Below are 14,849 nucleotides of genomic sequence, written 5' to 3'. Positions count from 1 at the left end.
AAACCCTCGCGGGCGCCGAAGCGCTCACGAAGGCACATCAAAAAGGGGTCAAGGGCTGGTCACTCTGCGGGCGACAACCCTCCCATGAAAGGCACCGCCAGCAGCGCCGCAAACGCGCCCAGGCCCGCGCCGGCATCCGCCGCACGGTCGGCCAACAGGCACAACTCCGGGCAGCCCTTGGCCGCGAACACCGCCGGCCGGCTGTCCAGCACCATCACCAGCAAGCCCGCGCTCTTCAGCCGGCTCACCGTGTACATCCCGACCCGGTCGCCCACGCAGGCGCGCCGAGACAACTCCCGGGCCGTGCCCGGTGCAGCTGCGGCCTCGTCCAGCAGCGCACGCGCCACCTCGCCCACCGCGCCCACAGGCCTCCCGCGGCCCCGGGCGGGTCTTGACGGCAACGGCAGACGCCGCTGCATGTCCAGCACTGTCATGCCCCCCCCCGCGCGCGCTCGCCCACGATCCGCGCCAGCTCGAACACCGAGCTGGCACGCACCAGGCCGTCGAAGTAACTCGCCGGCTCGGGCCGAGGCGCCGCCGGCGGCAACGCGGCCGCGGCGTAGTAGCGCACCCGCACCTTGCAGCCCCTCCAGCGCCCTTCAGCGATCTCCCGCTCACCCGTGAACCAGCCCCGCACGGCAGCCCGCTGCAGGATGCGGCTCGGGCAGCCCTGCAGCGCAGGGGGCGCGCCGCACGCGGCCAGCGCCTCCTCCACCGTCACGCCCACCGGCCGGCCCGCCTGGGCCGTCAGCGAGCGGCAGTGCGCATGCACCGCCCGCGTCCAGTCGTTGAGCGCGCTGCCCCTCAAGGCCGCGCCTCCGGCGCCAGCGCCTGCAGGGCCGCATTCATGGCCGTCACCTGCTGGATCAGCACCTGGCCGCAGCTCACCAGCGCATGCCAGCGCCGCACGATCTCGGCCAGCTCGGCGTTCGTCACCTTGTTGTCGCCCAGGTCGCCCGCCACCTCGCCTACCAGGCTGGAGAACTCGTGCGCCAGGCGGCTCAGCGTGGCCAGGCAGGGCGCGTCGGCCGTGGGCACATCCGGCATCGGCACCGGAGGAAAGTGCCGGCAGGCCTCGGCCATCGCATACAGGATGCGGAAGTCACCCGACATGACCTGCATGTCCACCGCCGTCTTGAGCCCGAGCTTCGCGCTCGTGCGGTTCGGGTTCAGCTCATCGTCGAGGTTGCGATGGTTGATGCGCTCGGCCAGCGCCTTGGCGCCGCCCGGGTAGTCGCTGCCGGTCCAGTAGGCAGCATCCAGGACGCTGCCGCTCATACGACCGCCGCCTGGCCGTTCGGATGGACCTCCCCGGCCGCTGGAGCGACAGTTTGCCCATGCTCCAACCCTTCTTCCCCCGCCCCGATGCTGGGAACACAAGGTGCGCCCTCGACGCCGACCAGCTCTGGCCAGATCAGGTGCCAAGTCTTCGCTCGAAGATGCCAGCGCCGCAGGCGCCCACCCGATTGCTGCTCCAGCCGAACGGCCCGGGCCGGCTCAAGCTCTCGTCGTCCCGTCAGAAGTTGATACAGGTAGCGCGAATCGAGGCCGAACTCTTCACACAGCCTGTTTCGCTCTTCGATAGGGATGGTGCTCATGCCATGCAGCATAGCACCGTGCCATGCATTGGAACAAGCAACGTGCTATGCCACAAACCTAGCATGCTGCTATCGAATGCTGACCCTATGAAGCCCATAGGCCAGATACGCCGGGAACGGCTCAAAGAGCTGCTCAGCGTTGGCGCAATCTCTTTTGCAGACCTCAACTCCTGGCTCGGTCGCCTACGCCGCGATGCCACGTTGAACCAGATTGCCCAAGCCGCACCCAATTCCACCACCGGCAAGCCCCGCGAGATGGGTAGCGGTCAGGCGCGGGCCATTGAAACCAAGCTTGGGCTACCCGAGGGCTGGTTCGATACCGATCCGGCCAGAGGCGGCGCAGACGTGCATCTCACCCTCCCCGATGGCCGCACCATCCTTCTGGAAGCGAAAGTCCACGCCAGCCGGCCGAACAAGCACCCAGCCGCAGCTGAAGAGCGCACCCCGTACACCACCAGCAACTGGCCTTTCAAGACGATCAAGCCGCGGGATCTCGCGCCGCTCTCTGAAGGCAGCCTAGAAACCCTGGAACGGATGATCCATGCCTTCCTGGGCCATCCCTCGTCGCCGGCCGACTGGCGGGCTACCGCCCTCAGGATCGCTGCAGATCTTGACCGCAAGCAGCGGTCTGACAAGTTCACAACCTTTGTCCGCGCCATCGAGTTCGAACTCGCCAAGCCCTCGACTACGCCGGAACCGGCTGCGCTGCCATGAAGTGCGTAGAAATCAACGACCCGCTCGAATGCGACTTCGTGATCGCAGAGGAGACGGTCAGACCCACCGGCAAGAAGGCGCGCACCTGCCGCCAATGCGGACAACTAACGTGGGCTCACACACACGCATGCATATGGTGCGGGCATGACCGCACGGCAACCGCTTTGCGCTGGCTAGCCATCGTCACACTCCTCGCGTTCCTGGTAATTTTCCCGTTGAAGTTAGGGGTTATGTAGATAGAGTCGGCCGCTCCCAAAGAGGGGTAACCGTGACGAAAGACAACGACGCCGTCAACAAGTTCCTGGAGCGGCTCCAAATGCCAAGCGCCGAAGCGACGACCGAAGAGGCGACCGTACCGCAGCAGCGGATCGTGATTAACCGTCCCGTGCGCTGCACTTTCGTCATTGGAAGCGCTCAGGCCGAAGCAAGAAAGCCGCGCGCCCGGCGGCAGCAGTAGGCGATGTCCAACGCGACACTTGCCGGCTTGGCCACAGTGCTACTTGCAGCGCATGCCATTGCCAATGGCGCCCCTACAAAGCAACTGGAGATCAAGGGACTGCATTTGGGCATGCCCGAATCAGCTGCGCGCCAGATCGACAACCTCCCAAGCACCACGGTGGCCGGCGTCAGATCAGCCAACGCGGAAGGCCCCGCCCTTAGCTTGAAGTTCGGCGACGGCCGACTGGAGTCCGTACTGTTCGTGTTCAAGAGCGATGACTTCGGCAAGGTTAGGGACGCGCTGAAGGCAAAGTACCCCGGCCTGCAGTGCACCAAGTACAGGCTTGCCTACAAAGAGTCTTCGTGGCGCACCCGAAGCGTGGACCATGAAGAGTGCAGCTTGGTGCTCGGCGAAGCGGCGCTGATGCTGCACCAGCACGGCAGTCAGGTGTTCCGATCGGAACTCGCATTGGTCTCAAAGCGCGCATATGGCGAGCGAGCAGCCGCACGCAAGAAGGCCCTCGACGAAGCCGAAAGCAAGAAGCGCGACAGAGCGCGGCCGAAGACTGACGACCTCTAGTCGTTTCTCGTGCGCTACATCACCCGCAACCCAACGGGCTTTTTTTTGCCCGCGTTGCATAGCCGCTTGCTATTTGCATAGCACGTTGCTAAATTCTGGTCGCCAACCAACGGAGGCCCGAATGCAAACGACCGCTGCCAATCCCCTGTCCAGACGTCTGAACGCGCCGCCGCTGCGGCTCAAGGCCTGGTATCTGCGCTGGCTGCAGGCCTCGCTGGTGCGCCAGCTCGCCGACCTGCAGCTGAGCATTGACCAGGCCACGGACCTGGCCATTGCGATGGCCCAGGCCAACCGCTACTCCCCTAGCCTGCAAGGCCAGCGCCGCGACATGCGCGTGCGCCGCGAGCTGCTCACAGAGCGCCTGCAGATCGTCACGGCCGAGCTGGCCGAGTTGCAGCAACTGGCGGCGGCATCGTGAGCGGCCTGACCTACGTCAGCGACGACGGCCGCGGCCTGCACATCAGCCCTTGTGCGGATGTCGCCTATTGGCGTCACAGCGCCTGGTGCGATGCCGGCAAGTGGGGCGTCACCCTTTACCCGTTCGGCGTGACGCGCGAGGTGCTCGGCGCGTTCGTCGTTCAGCGACCAGCCGTCGTCGACGACTTCGGCAGCCTCGTCTTCGTGGGGCCAGTGCAATGAGTGCGGCGCCCACCAATCACCAAGCGCCAACGCCGGCACCCATCCCGAGCAATGAGCGAGGCGCCTGGACCTGCAGCCTGTGCGGCTTTCGCGGCTTCTGGTCGGGCGGCATGCACTGCATGGGGAAACCGCAATGAGCGCCGTCCACCCCGCGGCCCTCGCCCGCCCCTTGACCGACGCCATCGGCCACGCCCTCGTCGCCGAAACGATGGCCCTGCTCCGCCAGGACCTGCGCAAGGCCGCCACGTCGGCCCACCCTGACGCACTGCGCACCGGCAGCATCGAGATCGCCCTGGTCCGCGTCGTTGGCGCCATCGCCGGCCGCGAGGCCGAGGCCGCACTCGGCCGGCTGCTGGGCTGGAGCACCTCGCACGACTTTGGCGGCCTGGCCCGCGAGTCAGCTCAAGCCAGCGTGCCGCCCGGGCCGCAGCCTGCCGCGCCCACACCCGAGCTGCTGGAGGCCCTGCTCGGCCTGGTCGAGTGCCGCAACGCCGTGCGCCGCCTCGCCCAGCTGCAGGCGGAGATCGCCACGCAGGAAACCGAGCTGACGCCCGACCAGGCCGAACGCCTGGCCAGCCTGCAGCAGGTCGTTGAAGTCACCGGCCCGCAGCGCTGGCGCGCCGCCTGCCTGCTCGCCGCCCGCGCCGCCGGGGTGCTGTCATGAGCGCCGGGCCCAGCACGGCCACCGTGCCGCGCCCGCCGCACGCCGTCTGCGTGGCCACCGGCCACCGCTGGGCGGCCCGCTGGCGCGAGGGTGTGCTCATCGTCTGGCGCTGCCAGCGCTGCGGCCTGGAGCGCAAGGCATGAACGCCGCCCAGCTCGCCGGCCTCGACCTGCCGCGCCCCATGCGTGCCCCGCTCGCCTGGCTGCAGGCCGACACCCTGCCCAGCGCCTTCCGCGCCTGTTACCTGTGCACGCATGGGGCCGACGAAGGCATCGAGCGCGTCTGCCGCCACCCCGAGCTGCTCGACAGGGGCGCCCCGCAACCCGTCGCCGTGCTGCGCTCGGCCGGCGGCGGCTGCGGCCCCAATGCCGAGCGCCTCTGCCTGGAGCGCTGAGCCGTGGCCGCCACCACGCACCACGCGCCGGCCCCCACCGAGGCCCAGATGCAGCACGCCTTTGCACAGGTGCGCGCCGCAGGCTGGCCGCCGTCCCTGGCCGAGCTGCAGCTCGACAGCTCGCCCCTGGCCACGGCCCGCCTGGGCATCGTGCGCGCCGCCGCGCTGCACGTGGCCCACGGCGGCCAGCTCACGCGGCCCGACCTCTCGGGCCCCATCACCGACTGGCGCCTCAAGCCGGCCCCGGCCCACCACGCCCACCCCCACCCCGCGCGCCGGCACGGCGACGCGGTCGACCTCAAGCGCGTCGCCTCCGGCGACAAGGAAGACGACTGACCATGTCCCGCCCCACCCTCACAGGCGAACGCCTGGCCGAGTTCCTGCGCCGCTACCCGCACGAGCCCAACCCCCAGTTGGCGGCGGCCTTCGGCATCACCGTCCACCAGGCCGGCAACATCGGCTTCAACCACGGCGTCAAGAAGACGGCCACCACCATCAGCCGCGCCAACGGCAGCGGCACCAGCGTCGCGCAGGCCGTGCTGGAGCTGATCAAGGCGCGCGGCAAGCAGGGCCTCAACCGCCCCGAGGCGCTCGCCGCCCTGCCCCACCTGCGTGCCGATGGCATCTGCAACGCCCTGCGCACCCTCGCCCAGCGCGGCGAGACGCACCAGGCCGGCCGCCGGCGCCAGTACCGCTGGTTCCGCAGCCTGGCAGACGCCCTCGCCCACAACGCCTCCCAGGGCGCGCCGGCACCCGTGCCGGGTGTCGCCGTGGCCAGGCAGCACGGCCCGGCCCTGACGGCCGGCGAGGCCATCGAGACGGCCCGCACCGTGCGCCGCACCTGCGTTTCCCCCGCCCCGCCCGAGCTGCCCAGCGCCGCTCGCCACTTCTCCGCCCAGCGCCCTGGCCAGTACGGCCACGAGGCCAGCAGCTGGGTCGCCGCCATCACTCAACGCTGAGGACCCGCCATGACCGCGCCGCAATTCACCACCATCCGCCTGGCCGCCGAATTCCTGCTCGACAGCCCCACCAATCCCCGCGTCCATTACGACGAGACGGCCCTGCAGGAGCTGGCCGACAGCATCAAGAGCCAGGGCCTCATCCAGCCCATCGTCGCGCGCCCGCTCAGCGCCAAGCTGGCCCATGAGATCGTCTGCGGCCACCGCCGCGTGCGCGCCGCGCGCCTGGCCGGCCTGGAGGTCATCCCCGCCATCGTGCGCAACATGACCGAGGAGGAGGCCGCCACCGCGCAGATCCACGAGAACCTGGCGCGCGTGGACGTCAGCCCGCTGGAGGAGGCCGAGGGCTTCGACCGCCTCATCCGCAAGTACCGCGTGCCCATCGAGCAGGTCATCAAGGACAGCGGGAAGTCCCGCGCCTATGTCTACGGCCGCCTGAAGCTGCGCAAGCTCTACAAGCCGGGCCAGGAGGCCGTCGCCAGCGGCCTGGCCACCGACGTGGCGCAGATCATCGCCAGCCTGCCCACCGAGGCTCTGCAGCGCAAGGCGCTCGACGACGTGCGCGGGTCCGAATGGCAGGACGGCAAGATGGTGCCCACCGGCTGGCGGAGCGCGCGCGACGCCAAGCGCATCCTGGCCAACGGCCGCTACTTCATCGCCATCGCCAAGGCCCCCTTCTCCCCCGACGACGCCACCCTGGGCGGCGAGGCCTGCACCGGCTGCGCACAGCGCACCATCAACGACCCGTCCGCCGAGCCGGGCGCCGACCTGTGCACCGATGTCAGCTGCTTCGAGGCCAAGACGCGCGCCCTCTACGCGCAGCAGGCCGAGCAGCTGCGCGCCCAGGGCCACACCGTGCTGGAGGGCGACGAGGCCGACGCCTTCCAGCCGCACCGCTACAGCACGCCCAAGGGCTTCACCAGCCTGACGACGGGCTTCTGGATCGACGGCGACAACGTCCTGCTGGAGGACCTGCTCGCCAAGCGCCCCGAGCACGTTGCCGCGCCCAAGCTCACCTATGTGGTGGACGAGGACGGCAGCCTGCGCGGCTTCATGGCCGACGCCGACCGCGCCGCGCTGGTCAGGGCCGCCGAGCAGGCCGCCGGCCAGGACAGCGACGAGGATGACGACACCGACGCCGGCTCGGCGAGCGCCGATGATGACGACGACGAGGCGCCCGGCGCGGCCTCCACGCCGCACTCGCCCGAGGAGATCGCCGCGAGCACCCACTGGCCCGACATCAAGGCCGCCATCCTGCGCGCCGCAGCGGCCGCACCGCGCACCGTCGACGACATGCGCTACATCGCCGCCGCCGCGCTTGATACGCACGACGACAGCGCCATCGAGGCCATCGCCGACGCCATGGGCTGGGGCCCCGAGGTCAAGCAGCTCGCCGAGGACGGCGAATACAACGCGGCCATCAACTGGACGCTGCAGCAGCTGCCCGGCATGGACGCCGACCAGCTCGCCCTGCTCGTCCTGCTGCTGGCCCTGCAATGCGGCCCCATCGCCGCCGACGACTGGCGCAAGGCCCGCGTGGCCATGGCCAGGCACTATGGCGTCGATCCATTGAACCCGGGCACGCCCGAGGCGAGGGCCGAGGAGCAGCCCCAGCTCGACGGCATGCCGCCCGCCGAGCAGGACGACGACGAGGACGAAGCAGCGCCGCAGCCGGCCGCCAAGCCCAAGGCCAACGTCGCCCGCTACCGCAACCCCGCCACCGGCGAAACGTGGAGCGGCCGCGGCCTGCAACCCAAGTGGCTCAAGGCCGCCATCGCCGCCGGCAACCAGCTCGCCGACTACGCCGTCGAGGCCGTGCCCGCATGAACCACGTCGCCCACCCCACCAACAACGCCACGCTGGCGCCGCCGCCTGGCATGACGCCTGATCAGTGCGACGCGCTGCCCATCACGCGCATCCTGTACGACCAGGTCGACGGCAGCACCATCCCGGCTTGCGTCAGCTTCTGGCAGCCCAGCGCCGAGCAGCTGGCCCTGCTCAACGCCGGCAGGCCCGTGTGGCTGTCGGCCCTCGGCCTCAGCCATCCGCCGGTCATGCTCGGCGTCGAGGGCGACGGGAGGCTGCTCTGATGCGTGCCGTCTCCGTTCGCCAGCCCTGGGCCTGGCTCGCCGCCAACGGCCACATCGAGCTGCTCAACTTCGACTGGACAACGTCCTACCGCGGCGAGTTCCTTATCCGCGCCGGCCTCAAGCTCGTCAAGCGCGACTACCGCGCGTTGGCCACCCAGCTGCGCGACCAGCTGGACATCGAGGTCCCTGACTGCGACGACGAGGCCCAGCTGCCGCGCGGCGGCATCGTCGGCATGGCGCTGCTCACCGGCACCTACGTCGAGCACCCGTCACCGCTCTTCCGCGGCCCCATCGGCTGGACCCTGTCCCACGCCCAGCCGCTGCCGTTCACCCCCTTCAATCCGCCCCACAGCGGCCCCGACCTCCACTGGTTCGACGTGCCGCGAGCGGCCGTTGGGCTTTCCGCCATTGCCGCCGAAAGGATGCACTCATGATCGGCCAGCAGACTACCGGCGCCATCCAAGGCGTCGTGATATCAGCGGTGTCCCACGAGGGGCTCACCGTCACTGTCAACGGCAAGCCGGGCCGCCTGGCTGTCGTCGACGAGCAAGGCCGCGTCATCGCCGCCGGCGACGACGTCGCCCGCGAAGCGGAGGCCGTTGCAGTCAACTGCTACCGCGAGTTCTGGAAGGGCCAGGGCCATCTGCGCGTGCTGAGCAAGCCGCTCGACGCCGGCCCTTCCCACCCTTGAGCGACGAGTATGAGCACCACTGAATCGACCCTCGGCTGCCAGTACGAGGCCCCGACCTTCGGCGCCGGCTACCCGGACGGCACCTGCATAGACGGCTGGATGTGGGACTTGGACAGCGGCGACGGCGATGGCCTCACCAGCGGCGGCGATGAGCCGTGCCCCTGGTGCAACACCCGCGAGTACATCGAGTGGCGCGGGATGGTCGGCGGCGGCAACGCCCGCCAGCGCCGCAAAGCTCTGCGGGCCGAGGTCAAGCGCGTGCGGGCCTGGGCGCTGTCGCGCTCCACGTTCCACCCCGAGACCGGCGTCAACCTCTTCCGGGCGCGCATGGCCGCCGCCTGATCCCACACTTTGGAACTGCCCATGAAACAGACCGAGCCCGTCACCGACGCCCAGGCCGCCGAGGCCATCGAGTCACTGGACGACTGCGCCCGCATGACCATCGGCGTTGACGCCAGTGGGCCGCGCGAAGTGCTGTATCGCTACATCGAGCAGCACCGCGCCCAAGCGGCCGAGTTGGAGCGATTGCGCGCCCAGAACCAACAGGTGGCGTGGCAAATCGTCTCCAACGAACAGAGCGGCGCGGTGCAGTGGGCAAAGGGTCTGACGACCTCGCTGGACGACGAGATGCATGTCGAGCGGATTCCGGCCTGCTGGATCGACGGCGACGACCTTGACCAGCTCGCCCAGTACGGCATGGGCGGCGTGCTGGGGTGGGCCGACGACGGCAACGACCCGCGCCGCGTGCCGGTCTACCGCTGAAATTGCGCTACTTGGAACTGGAGTCTGATATGCCCGGCCTCGACGAGAAGAAGCCCACCTACGCGCCGGCCTACATGGTCGGCATCTACCCCGAGCTGGCTGCAAAGGCGCGCGAGCTGGGCTATGCACTGGCCCTGCACGGCTCGCTGCAGCGCGACCTGGACCTGATCGCCGTTCCGTGGACGGATGCGGCTGTCGAGCCGCTGACGCTGGTCAAGGCGCTGTGCGAGTGTTTCGACGTGGCGCCCAACCATGACCTGACCAAGCCCGAGGCAAAGCCTCACGGCCGGCTCGGCTGGAGCATCCCGCTCTGGTGGGGCGCCTACCTCGACCTGGCCGTCTTGCCGCGCGTGCATCAACTGCCGCCGCAAGCCTTCGGCGGCATGCGCAACGTGCTGATCCGCTGACCCATGACCAACGCCCAAACGACCGCCTACCTCGTCGCCGTGCGCGCATGGTTTGACGCCCAGCGCCGCGCTGCGATGGCTGGCAAGCCCTTCAACCGGCCGATGCCGCAGCGTCCCGCCGCCTGAGTCCCATCCCCAAGCCTCATCCACGAGGCGCGAGCGTTCGAACCCATCACCACCAGGCGAGTCCAGACGCCTGGACACCTCAAGCCCGCCTAAGCGGGCTTTGCTTCGTCAGTGACAAACGCCGCGTCAAACACTTGGCTGGCCGCGCGAGCGTCTCCACGCAATGCGGCCGCATGATCAATGCCGCTGATGATCGACCTCAGCTCAGAGTCGCGACTCCAATCGTGCGGATGGGCCTTCTGGGCGGGAATGCCCACCAACGCCTCCAGCTCTCGCGCAAGCGCGCCAACCTTCAAACCCAGTTCCGCATATCCGCGCTGACGCAGGTGGAAGAACTCGATGTGGTCAGGCGGGTCCCAATGCGATTCATGGGCCGCCGCCACGCGGGCGCCGAGCCGCTCAATTTCCATCGGCAGACGCAGCACACTCAACATTAGCGACTGCGGCAGCGCCTTCCATTCCACCTCGAAATCCAGCGGGGCAAAGGCAGGGTCCTTTGTGGTTGGGGCGTGCTCACCTCGAGGCCCCGCCGGAGCACCGTACTCATCCCTTCCGTCGTCCAGCGCAATGCTCAAGCAAGCATTGGCCAGCCTGTCGAGATGCGACGCCACCAAAATAGCGAGGTAGGTTCTCTCAGTCTGGATCCGAGCGTCTTCTCGGCGCCGCTCCCGGCCTTCGGTCAAGCTCCCAGCAAACCACACCCCAAACAGCGCAGCTCCACCCGTAAGCAAAGGCTGCATTAGCTGAGTCCACTCAAAGCTTGACGGCACGGGGGTAGTCATCGGTATAGATCCAGTCGCCTACGGGCAGCCCAGCGAAACAAAGCCGATCTTCGGCGCGGCGGCCGGGGGAGCGGCAAGGGTGGCGGATTCGTTCATCGCCGTATTTTCGGCGATGTCTCCGGTTTACGGCTTTTTGCTGCCTGGCGGCATCGTGAACGGGAACATGGCGCCGGCGTTTTTGAGCTGTTCCTGCCACTGATTCATCAGCGTCTTGGACTGCTCGGCATAGCCGCCCATCAGACCGGTCCAGGCGTCTGGGCTGAAAGGCGAGCCGGGCGTCTGCTCCGTGAAACGCTGCTGCATGTCCGTGAAGGCCTGCATCTGGCGCTCCAGCAGGCCGCCCATGACGCCCTGCATCGCGTGGCCGTAGAAACGGATGATCTGGGCCAGCGACGCGGTGGAGAACATCGGCACGCCGGCCGTTTCCTCCTCCAGGATGATCTGCAGCAGGATGGAGCGCGTCAGGTCCTCCTGCGTCTTGGCGTCGTGCACCTCGAAATCGACCCCTTCCAGCACCATGCGCTTTACGTCGGCCAACGTGATGTAGCTGCTGGTCTGCGTGTCGTACAGCCGGCGGTTGGGGTACTTCTTGAGGATGCGCAGCCCCGGCTTGGCATCGCCGGCCTGGGCTTGCTCGGGGGTGGATGCCGCTTTCTTGCGGGCAGTCGCCATGCGTAAACCTCCTGGGTGCAGTGCAGCAAATTCTAGGCAGACCCTGACTCTGCACCCGGACGGGTTTACCTGGGGCCGGCAGGGGCATGGCGCAGCGGCAGGCTGACCCGCGCATCCAGCCCCGCCACACGGCCATCGGGGTCTAGTCGGTTGCCCAGTTCGATCTGCCCGCCCAGCGAGTGCACCAGCGCCTGGCAGATGGCCAGGCCCAGACCCGAGCCCTTGCCGGCGTCGCCCACGGCGAAGGGCAGGAACAGGCGCTCTTGCTGTTGCGGCGTCAGCCCCGGGCCGCCGTCGGCGATCAACAGCCGGGCCCATTCCCTGTCGACGGTCAGCGCGATGTCCAGCCGGCCGCCGGCTGGCGTGTGCTGGACGGCGTTGTGCAGCAGGTTGCGCGTCAGCTCGCGCAGCGCCCACTCAAAGCTCGCGATGGCGGCCGGCTGGGTGCGGATGTCGAAGTCCAGCCCCTGTTTGGCGATCAGCGGCGCCAGGTCCAGCGCCACGGCGCGCGTGATCTCGGCCCAGTCCTGCTGCGGCATGGCCACGCCCTGCTGGCGCATCTGCTCGGCGCGGGCCAGCGCCAGCATCTGATTGGCGAGTTGGGTCGCACGCGCCACCGTGGTGTCGATCTCGGCCAGCGCCTGCTCCGGCTCGACATCGCCCTGGCGGGCCGACTGCACCTGCACCTTCAGCACCGCCAGCGGCGTGCGCAGTTGGTGCGACGCGTCGCGCACAAAGCGTTTCTGGTGCTCCAGCAGCCTGGCCTGGCGGGCCAGCGCGTCGTTGGTGGCGGCAATCAGCGGTGTCAGCTCGGTGGGCAGGCCGGGCGCCTGCAGCGGGCTGAGGTCGTCGGCGTCGCGGGCCCGAAGTGCGGCGCTCAGCGCGCGCACGGGGCGCGTGGCGTGCTGCACCACGGCCCAGACGACGATGGCGATGACCGCCAGCAGCGCCGCCTGCCGCCACAGCGTGTGCAGCAGCAGCTGGCGCGCCAGGCCGCGGCGCAGTGCCAGCGTCTCGGCGACCTGAATGGTGGCCAGGCCCATGCCGGTCTGGCCCGACACGGGCTGCAGCAGCACGGCCATGCGCACCGGCTCGCCGCGGAACTGGTCGTCGTAGAAATCCACCAGCGCCGGATAGGCGCCCTGGTCGGGCAGCTTGCCCTGCCAGCGGGGCAGGTCGTCGTAGCCCGACACCATCTCGCCATTGAAGCCCAGCACCTTGAAGTACAGCCGGCTGCGGCTGTCGGTCTCGAAGGCCTCCAGCGCCGCATAGGGTACGGCCGCCACCAGCCGCGCCTGCTCGCCGCTGCCGTCCACGCCCAGCAACTCGGCGATGGCCTTGGCCGAGGCCAGCAGCGTGCGGTCGTAGGCGGTGTCGGCGGCCTGCAGCGAGTCGCGGTACAGGCTGACCGTGTTGATCGCGACGACCACGCCCACCGGCAGCAGGATGCCCCACAGCAGCCGAGCCCGCATGGACAAGCCGGCGAGGCGCTTCCTGAGCTCATTCATTCGGTTGAAGGAGGTAGCCCAGGCCGCGCAGCGTGACGAGCTTGGCGCCGGTGACCGCCAGTCGTTTGCGCAGGCGGTAGGCCACCACTTCGATGGCATCGGGCTGCGCATCCGCCGCGTCGGCGAACACGGTGTCGAACAGCTTGTCCTTGGCCACCGCCTGGCCCGGCCGCACGAGCAGCGCGCGCAGCAGCGCAGCCTCGCGCGGCGGCAGCTCCAGCGGCTGGCCGTGGTGATAGACGGCGCCGCTTTCGGCATCGGCCCGCAGGCCGCAGAAGCTGGGCGCGTCGACCAGGCGCGGGGCGGCCTCGCTGGCCTGGCCCTGGCGGCGCACCAGCGCACGGATGCGCGCCTCCAGTTCGTCCAGGTCGAAGGGCTTGGGCAGGTAGTCGTCCGCGCCGATGTTCAGCCCCAGGATGCGGTCGCCCAGCGTGCCGCGGGCTGTGATGATGATGACCGGCGTGGTCAGGCCCTGCGCACGCGCCTGCGCCAGCACATCCAGGCCATCCAAGCCCGGCATGGTCAGGTCCAGAAGCACCACGTCCGGCACCCCGGCCTGCCAACGGTTCAAGGCCTTGGCGCCGTCGTCGCAGATGCTGACGCGAAAGCCGCGACGCTCGAACGAGCGCTGCAGCGTGGTCTGCATCGCGGCGTTGTCTTCGATGACCAGCAACTTCATGCCGTCAGGCTAGCACTGGGCTACCCCACCAAGAGGGCTGAGGTTTACCCCGACCGGATGGACAGCGGATTGACAGCCTGGCTTTCGAGCATCGCAGCTCCCATAAGACCAAGGAGACAAGCGATGACATCGCCCATCATGAAGACCCTCGCCTGCGCGGCCCTCGCCGCGGGCTCGACGCTGGCCGCCGCGCAGCAGTCCAACGTGACCATCTTCGGCGTGCTGGACGTCGGCGTGCAGCGCATCAAGAATGGCAGCAAAACGCTGAACCTGGAGAGCATCGACGGTCTGCAGACCAGCCGCCTCGGCTTTCGCGGCACGGAACAACTGGGCGGCGGCCTGAGCGCCAGCTTCCACCTGGAAGGCGCCATCGGCCCCGACACCGGCGCGGGCGGCGACTGGCGCCGCCGCGCGACGGTGAGCCTGGCGAGCAAGGACGCCGGCGAGCTGCGCCTGGGCCGCGACTACACGCCCACGTTCTGGAACATCAGCCGCTTCAACGCCTTCGGCACCAACGGCGTGGGCGCGGCCAGCAACCTGGTCTACGGTTTCGACGGCGCGTCGGGCACGGCCAAGACGGTGATCCGCTCGGACAACTCCGTGGGCTACTTCCTGCCCGACGGTCTGGGCGGCGTCTACGGCCAGGCGATGGTGGCGGCTGGCGAAGGCTCCACGGGTCGCTACGTGGGTGCGCGCCTCGGCTATGCGGGCAACGGGCTGGACGTGGCGCTGGGCCTGTCGGAAACGACCAACACGCTGGCCGGCGACAAGTTCAAGGTCTTCAACCTGGGCGGCAGCTACGCCGTTGGCGCGCTGAAGCTGCTGGGCCTGGTCCACAACAGCAAGCAGACCACGCGCGAGCAGAAGAACTACGTCATCGGCGCGCACTACAACGTGGGCTCCGGGATCATTCGCGTCAGCCACGTGAACGCGCACTCGCGCAACACGGCCAACGGCGAGGACTACACGGGCAAGCTCTTCGCGGTGGGCTATGTGCACCAGCTGTCCAAGCGCACGTCGCTCTACACGACGCTGTCGAAGGTCAACAATAGCAAGACGGGCCGCTTCCTGATTCCCGGCGGCTCGGCGATTGCGCTGGGTGACGATTCGAACGGCATCGAAGCTGGCATCTACCACTCGTTCTGA

27 protein-coding genes are annotated in these 14,849 nt (G+C 68.9%); 19 read left to right on the top strand and 8 right to left on the bottom strand.

What is annotated here, in order from left to right:
* Positions 1-59 precede the first annotated feature (59 nt).
* The 4 genes from J2X21_RS04350 to J2X21_RS04335 are packed head-to-tail and all read right to left on the bottom strand — an operon-like array spanning position 60 to position 1,598.
* Entirely contained in the window at positions 60-434 is a 375-nt protein-coding gene (locus J2X21_RS04350; RefSeq protein ID WP_310325279.1) for a hypothetical protein, read from the bottom strand.
* On the bottom strand, positions 431-808 hold the full coding sequence (locus J2X21_RS04345) for a hypothetical protein (RefSeq protein ID WP_310325276.1): 378 nt from the start codon (positions 806-808) through the stop codon (positions 431-433). The genes J2X21_RS04350 and J2X21_RS04345 overlap by 4 nt, the downstream gene beginning before the upstream one ends.
* Complete coding sequence (locus tag J2X21_RS04340; RefSeq protein ID WP_310325273.1) at positions 805-1,278, bottom strand: phage regulatory CII family protein; 474 nt, start codon at positions 1,276-1,278, stop codon at positions 805-807. The genes J2X21_RS04345 and J2X21_RS04340 overlap by 4 nt, the downstream gene beginning before the upstream one ends.
* Complete coding sequence (locus J2X21_RS04335) at positions 1,275-1,598, bottom strand: hypothetical protein (protein WP_310325270.1); 324 nt, start codon at positions 1,596-1,598, stop codon at positions 1,275-1,277. Before J2X21_RS04335 ends, J2X21_RS04340 begins: the two co-directional genes overlap by 4 nt.
* An 87-nt stretch (positions 1,599-1,685) precedes the next feature.
* Between J2X21_RS04335 and J2X21_RS04330 the strand changes: the two genes are divergently transcribed.
* The 18 genes from J2X21_RS04330 (at position 1,686) to J2X21_RS04245 (ending at position 10,062) form a co-directional block, all read left to right on the top strand.
* On the top strand, positions 1,686-2,312 hold the full coding sequence (locus J2X21_RS04330; RefSeq protein WP_310325269.1) for a hypothetical protein: 627 nt from the start codon (positions 1,686-1,688) through the stop codon (positions 2,310-2,312).
* Positions 2,313-2,580: 268 nt separating this feature from the next.
* Complete coding sequence (locus J2X21_RS04325; protein WP_310325267.1) at positions 2,581-2,769, top strand: hypothetical protein; 189 nt, start codon at positions 2,581-2,583, stop codon at positions 2,767-2,769.
* Positions 2,770-2,772: 3 nt separating this feature from the next.
* Positions 2,773-3,330 carry a hypothetical protein gene (locus tag J2X21_RS04320; RefSeq protein WP_310325265.1) on the top strand — a complete coding sequence of 186 codons (558 nt, stop codon included), beginning with the start codon at positions 2,773-2,775 and terminating at the stop codon, positions 3,328-3,330.
* 121 nt (positions 3,331-3,451) lie between these two features.
* Complete coding sequence (locus J2X21_RS04315) at positions 3,452-3,748, top strand: hypothetical protein (RefSeq protein WP_310325263.1); 297 nt, start codon at positions 3,452-3,454, stop codon at positions 3,746-3,748.
* Complete coding sequence (locus J2X21_RS04310; RefSeq protein ID WP_310325261.1) at positions 3,745-3,969, top strand: hypothetical protein; 225 nt, start codon at positions 3,745-3,747, stop codon at positions 3,967-3,969. Before J2X21_RS04315 ends, J2X21_RS04310 begins: the two co-directional genes overlap by 4 nt.
* A 133-nt stretch (positions 3,970-4,102) precedes the next feature.
* Positions 4,103-4,633, top strand: coding sequence for a hypothetical protein (locus tag J2X21_RS04305; RefSeq protein WP_310325259.1), 531 nt, complete (start codon positions 4,103-4,105; stop codon positions 4,631-4,633).
* Positions 4,630-4,776, top strand: a complete 147-nt coding sequence (locus J2X21_RS04300; protein WP_310325257.1) for a hypothetical protein — start codon at positions 4,630-4,632, stop codon at positions 4,774-4,776. Before J2X21_RS04305 ends, J2X21_RS04300 begins: the two co-directional genes overlap by 4 nt.
* Positions 4,773-5,027, top strand: coding sequence for a hypothetical protein (locus J2X21_RS04295; RefSeq protein ID WP_310325256.1), 255 nt, complete (start codon positions 4,773-4,775; stop codon positions 5,025-5,027). Before J2X21_RS04300 ends, J2X21_RS04295 begins: the two co-directional genes overlap by 4 nt.
* A 3-nt stretch (positions 5,028-5,030) precedes the next feature.
* Positions 5,031-5,363 (top strand): hypothetical protein, encoded by a 333-nt coding sequence (locus J2X21_RS04290; RefSeq protein WP_310325254.1) that lies wholly within the window; start codon positions 5,031-5,033, stop codon positions 5,361-5,363.
* Positions 5,364-5,365: 2 nt separating this feature from the next.
* Positions 5,366-5,986, top strand: coding sequence for a hypothetical protein (locus tag J2X21_RS04285; RefSeq protein WP_310325252.1), 621 nt, complete (start codon positions 5,366-5,368; stop codon positions 5,984-5,986).
* Positions 5,987-5,995: 9 nt separating this feature from the next.
* Positions 5,996-7,813: a ParB/RepB/Spo0J family partition protein gene (locus J2X21_RS04280; protein WP_310325250.1), complete on the top strand. Its 1,818-nt coding sequence runs from the start codon at positions 5,996-5,998 to the stop codon at positions 7,811-7,813.
* The gene (locus J2X21_RS04275; protein ID WP_310325248.1) at positions 7,810-8,076 is read left to right on the top strand and encodes a hypothetical protein; all 267 of its coding nucleotides are present in this window, start codon (positions 7,810-7,812) and stop codon (positions 8,074-8,076) included. The genes J2X21_RS04280 and J2X21_RS04275 overlap by 4 nt, the downstream gene beginning before the upstream one ends.
* Positions 8,076-8,510 carry an ASCH domain-containing protein gene (locus tag J2X21_RS04270; RefSeq protein WP_310325246.1) on the top strand — a complete coding sequence of 145 codons (435 nt, stop codon included), beginning with the start codon at positions 8,076-8,078 and terminating at the stop codon, positions 8,508-8,510. Before J2X21_RS04275 ends, J2X21_RS04270 begins: the two co-directional genes overlap by 1 nt.
* The gene (locus J2X21_RS04265) at positions 8,507-8,767 is read left to right on the top strand and encodes a hypothetical protein (protein WP_310325243.1); all 261 of its coding nucleotides are present in this window, start codon (positions 8,507-8,509) and stop codon (positions 8,765-8,767) included. Before J2X21_RS04270 ends, J2X21_RS04265 begins: the two co-directional genes overlap by 4 nt.
* A gap of 9 nt (positions 8,768-8,776) precedes the next feature.
* Positions 8,777-9,109 carry a hypothetical protein gene (locus J2X21_RS04260; RefSeq protein WP_310325241.1) on the top strand — a complete coding sequence of 111 codons (333 nt, stop codon included), beginning with the start codon at positions 8,777-8,779 and terminating at the stop codon, positions 9,107-9,109.
* 21 nt (positions 9,110-9,130) lie between these two features.
* Complete coding sequence (locus tag J2X21_RS04255; protein WP_310325240.1) at positions 9,131-9,529, top strand: hypothetical protein; 399 nt, start codon at positions 9,131-9,133, stop codon at positions 9,527-9,529.
* A 29-nt stretch (positions 9,530-9,558) separates the two neighbouring features.
* Complete coding sequence (locus J2X21_RS04250) at positions 9,559-9,936, top strand: hypothetical protein (protein WP_310325238.1); 378 nt, start codon at positions 9,559-9,561, stop codon at positions 9,934-9,936.
* Between the two features lie 3 nt (positions 9,937-9,939).
* Positions 9,940-10,062 (top strand): hypothetical protein, encoded by a 123-nt coding sequence (locus J2X21_RS04245; RefSeq protein WP_310325236.1) that lies wholly within the window; start codon positions 9,940-9,942, stop codon positions 10,060-10,062.
* 89 nt (positions 10,063-10,151) lie between these two features.
* Here the strand turns inward: J2X21_RS04245 and J2X21_RS04240 are convergent, their stop codons facing one another.
* The 4 genes from J2X21_RS04240 to J2X21_RS04225 form a co-directional block, all read right to left on the bottom strand.
* Positions 10,152-10,844: a hypothetical protein gene (locus J2X21_RS04240; RefSeq protein ID WP_310325234.1), complete on the bottom strand. Its 693-nt coding sequence runs from the start codon at positions 10,842-10,844 to the stop codon at positions 10,152-10,154.
* A gap of 123 nt (positions 10,845-10,967) precedes the next feature.
* Positions 10,968-11,516, bottom strand: a complete 549-nt coding sequence (gene phaR / locus J2X21_RS04235) for a polyhydroxyalkanoate synthesis repressor PhaR (RefSeq protein ID WP_310325232.1) — start codon at positions 11,514-11,516, stop codon at positions 10,968-10,970.
* A 65-nt stretch (positions 11,517-11,581) separates the two neighbouring features.
* Positions 11,582-13,024: a sensor histidine kinase gene (locus J2X21_RS04230; protein WP_310325230.1), complete on the bottom strand. Its 1,443-nt coding sequence runs from the start codon at positions 13,022-13,024 to the stop codon at positions 11,582-11,584.
* Positions 13,017-13,703 (bottom strand): response regulator transcription factor, encoded by a 687-nt coding sequence (locus J2X21_RS04225; RefSeq protein ID WP_310325228.1) that lies wholly within the window; start codon positions 13,701-13,703, stop codon positions 13,017-13,019. Before J2X21_RS04225 ends, J2X21_RS04230 begins: the two co-directional genes overlap by 8 nt.
* A gap of 123 nt (positions 13,704-13,826) precedes the next feature.
* On the opposite strand from J2X21_RS04225, the gene J2X21_RS04220 reads away from it, so the two are divergent.
* Positions 13,827-14,849 (top strand): porin, encoded by a 1,023-nt coding sequence (locus tag J2X21_RS04220; RefSeq protein ID WP_310325226.1) that lies wholly within the window; start codon positions 13,827-13,829, stop codon positions 14,847-14,849.

Source organism: Roseateles asaccharophilus (assembly GCF_031458115.1).
Classification (GTDB): domain Bacteria; phylum Pseudomonadota; class Gammaproteobacteria; order Burkholderiales; family Burkholderiaceae_C; genus Pelomonas; species Pelomonas asaccharophilus_A.
This window is presented reverse-complemented; position numbering and strand designations above follow the sequence as displayed.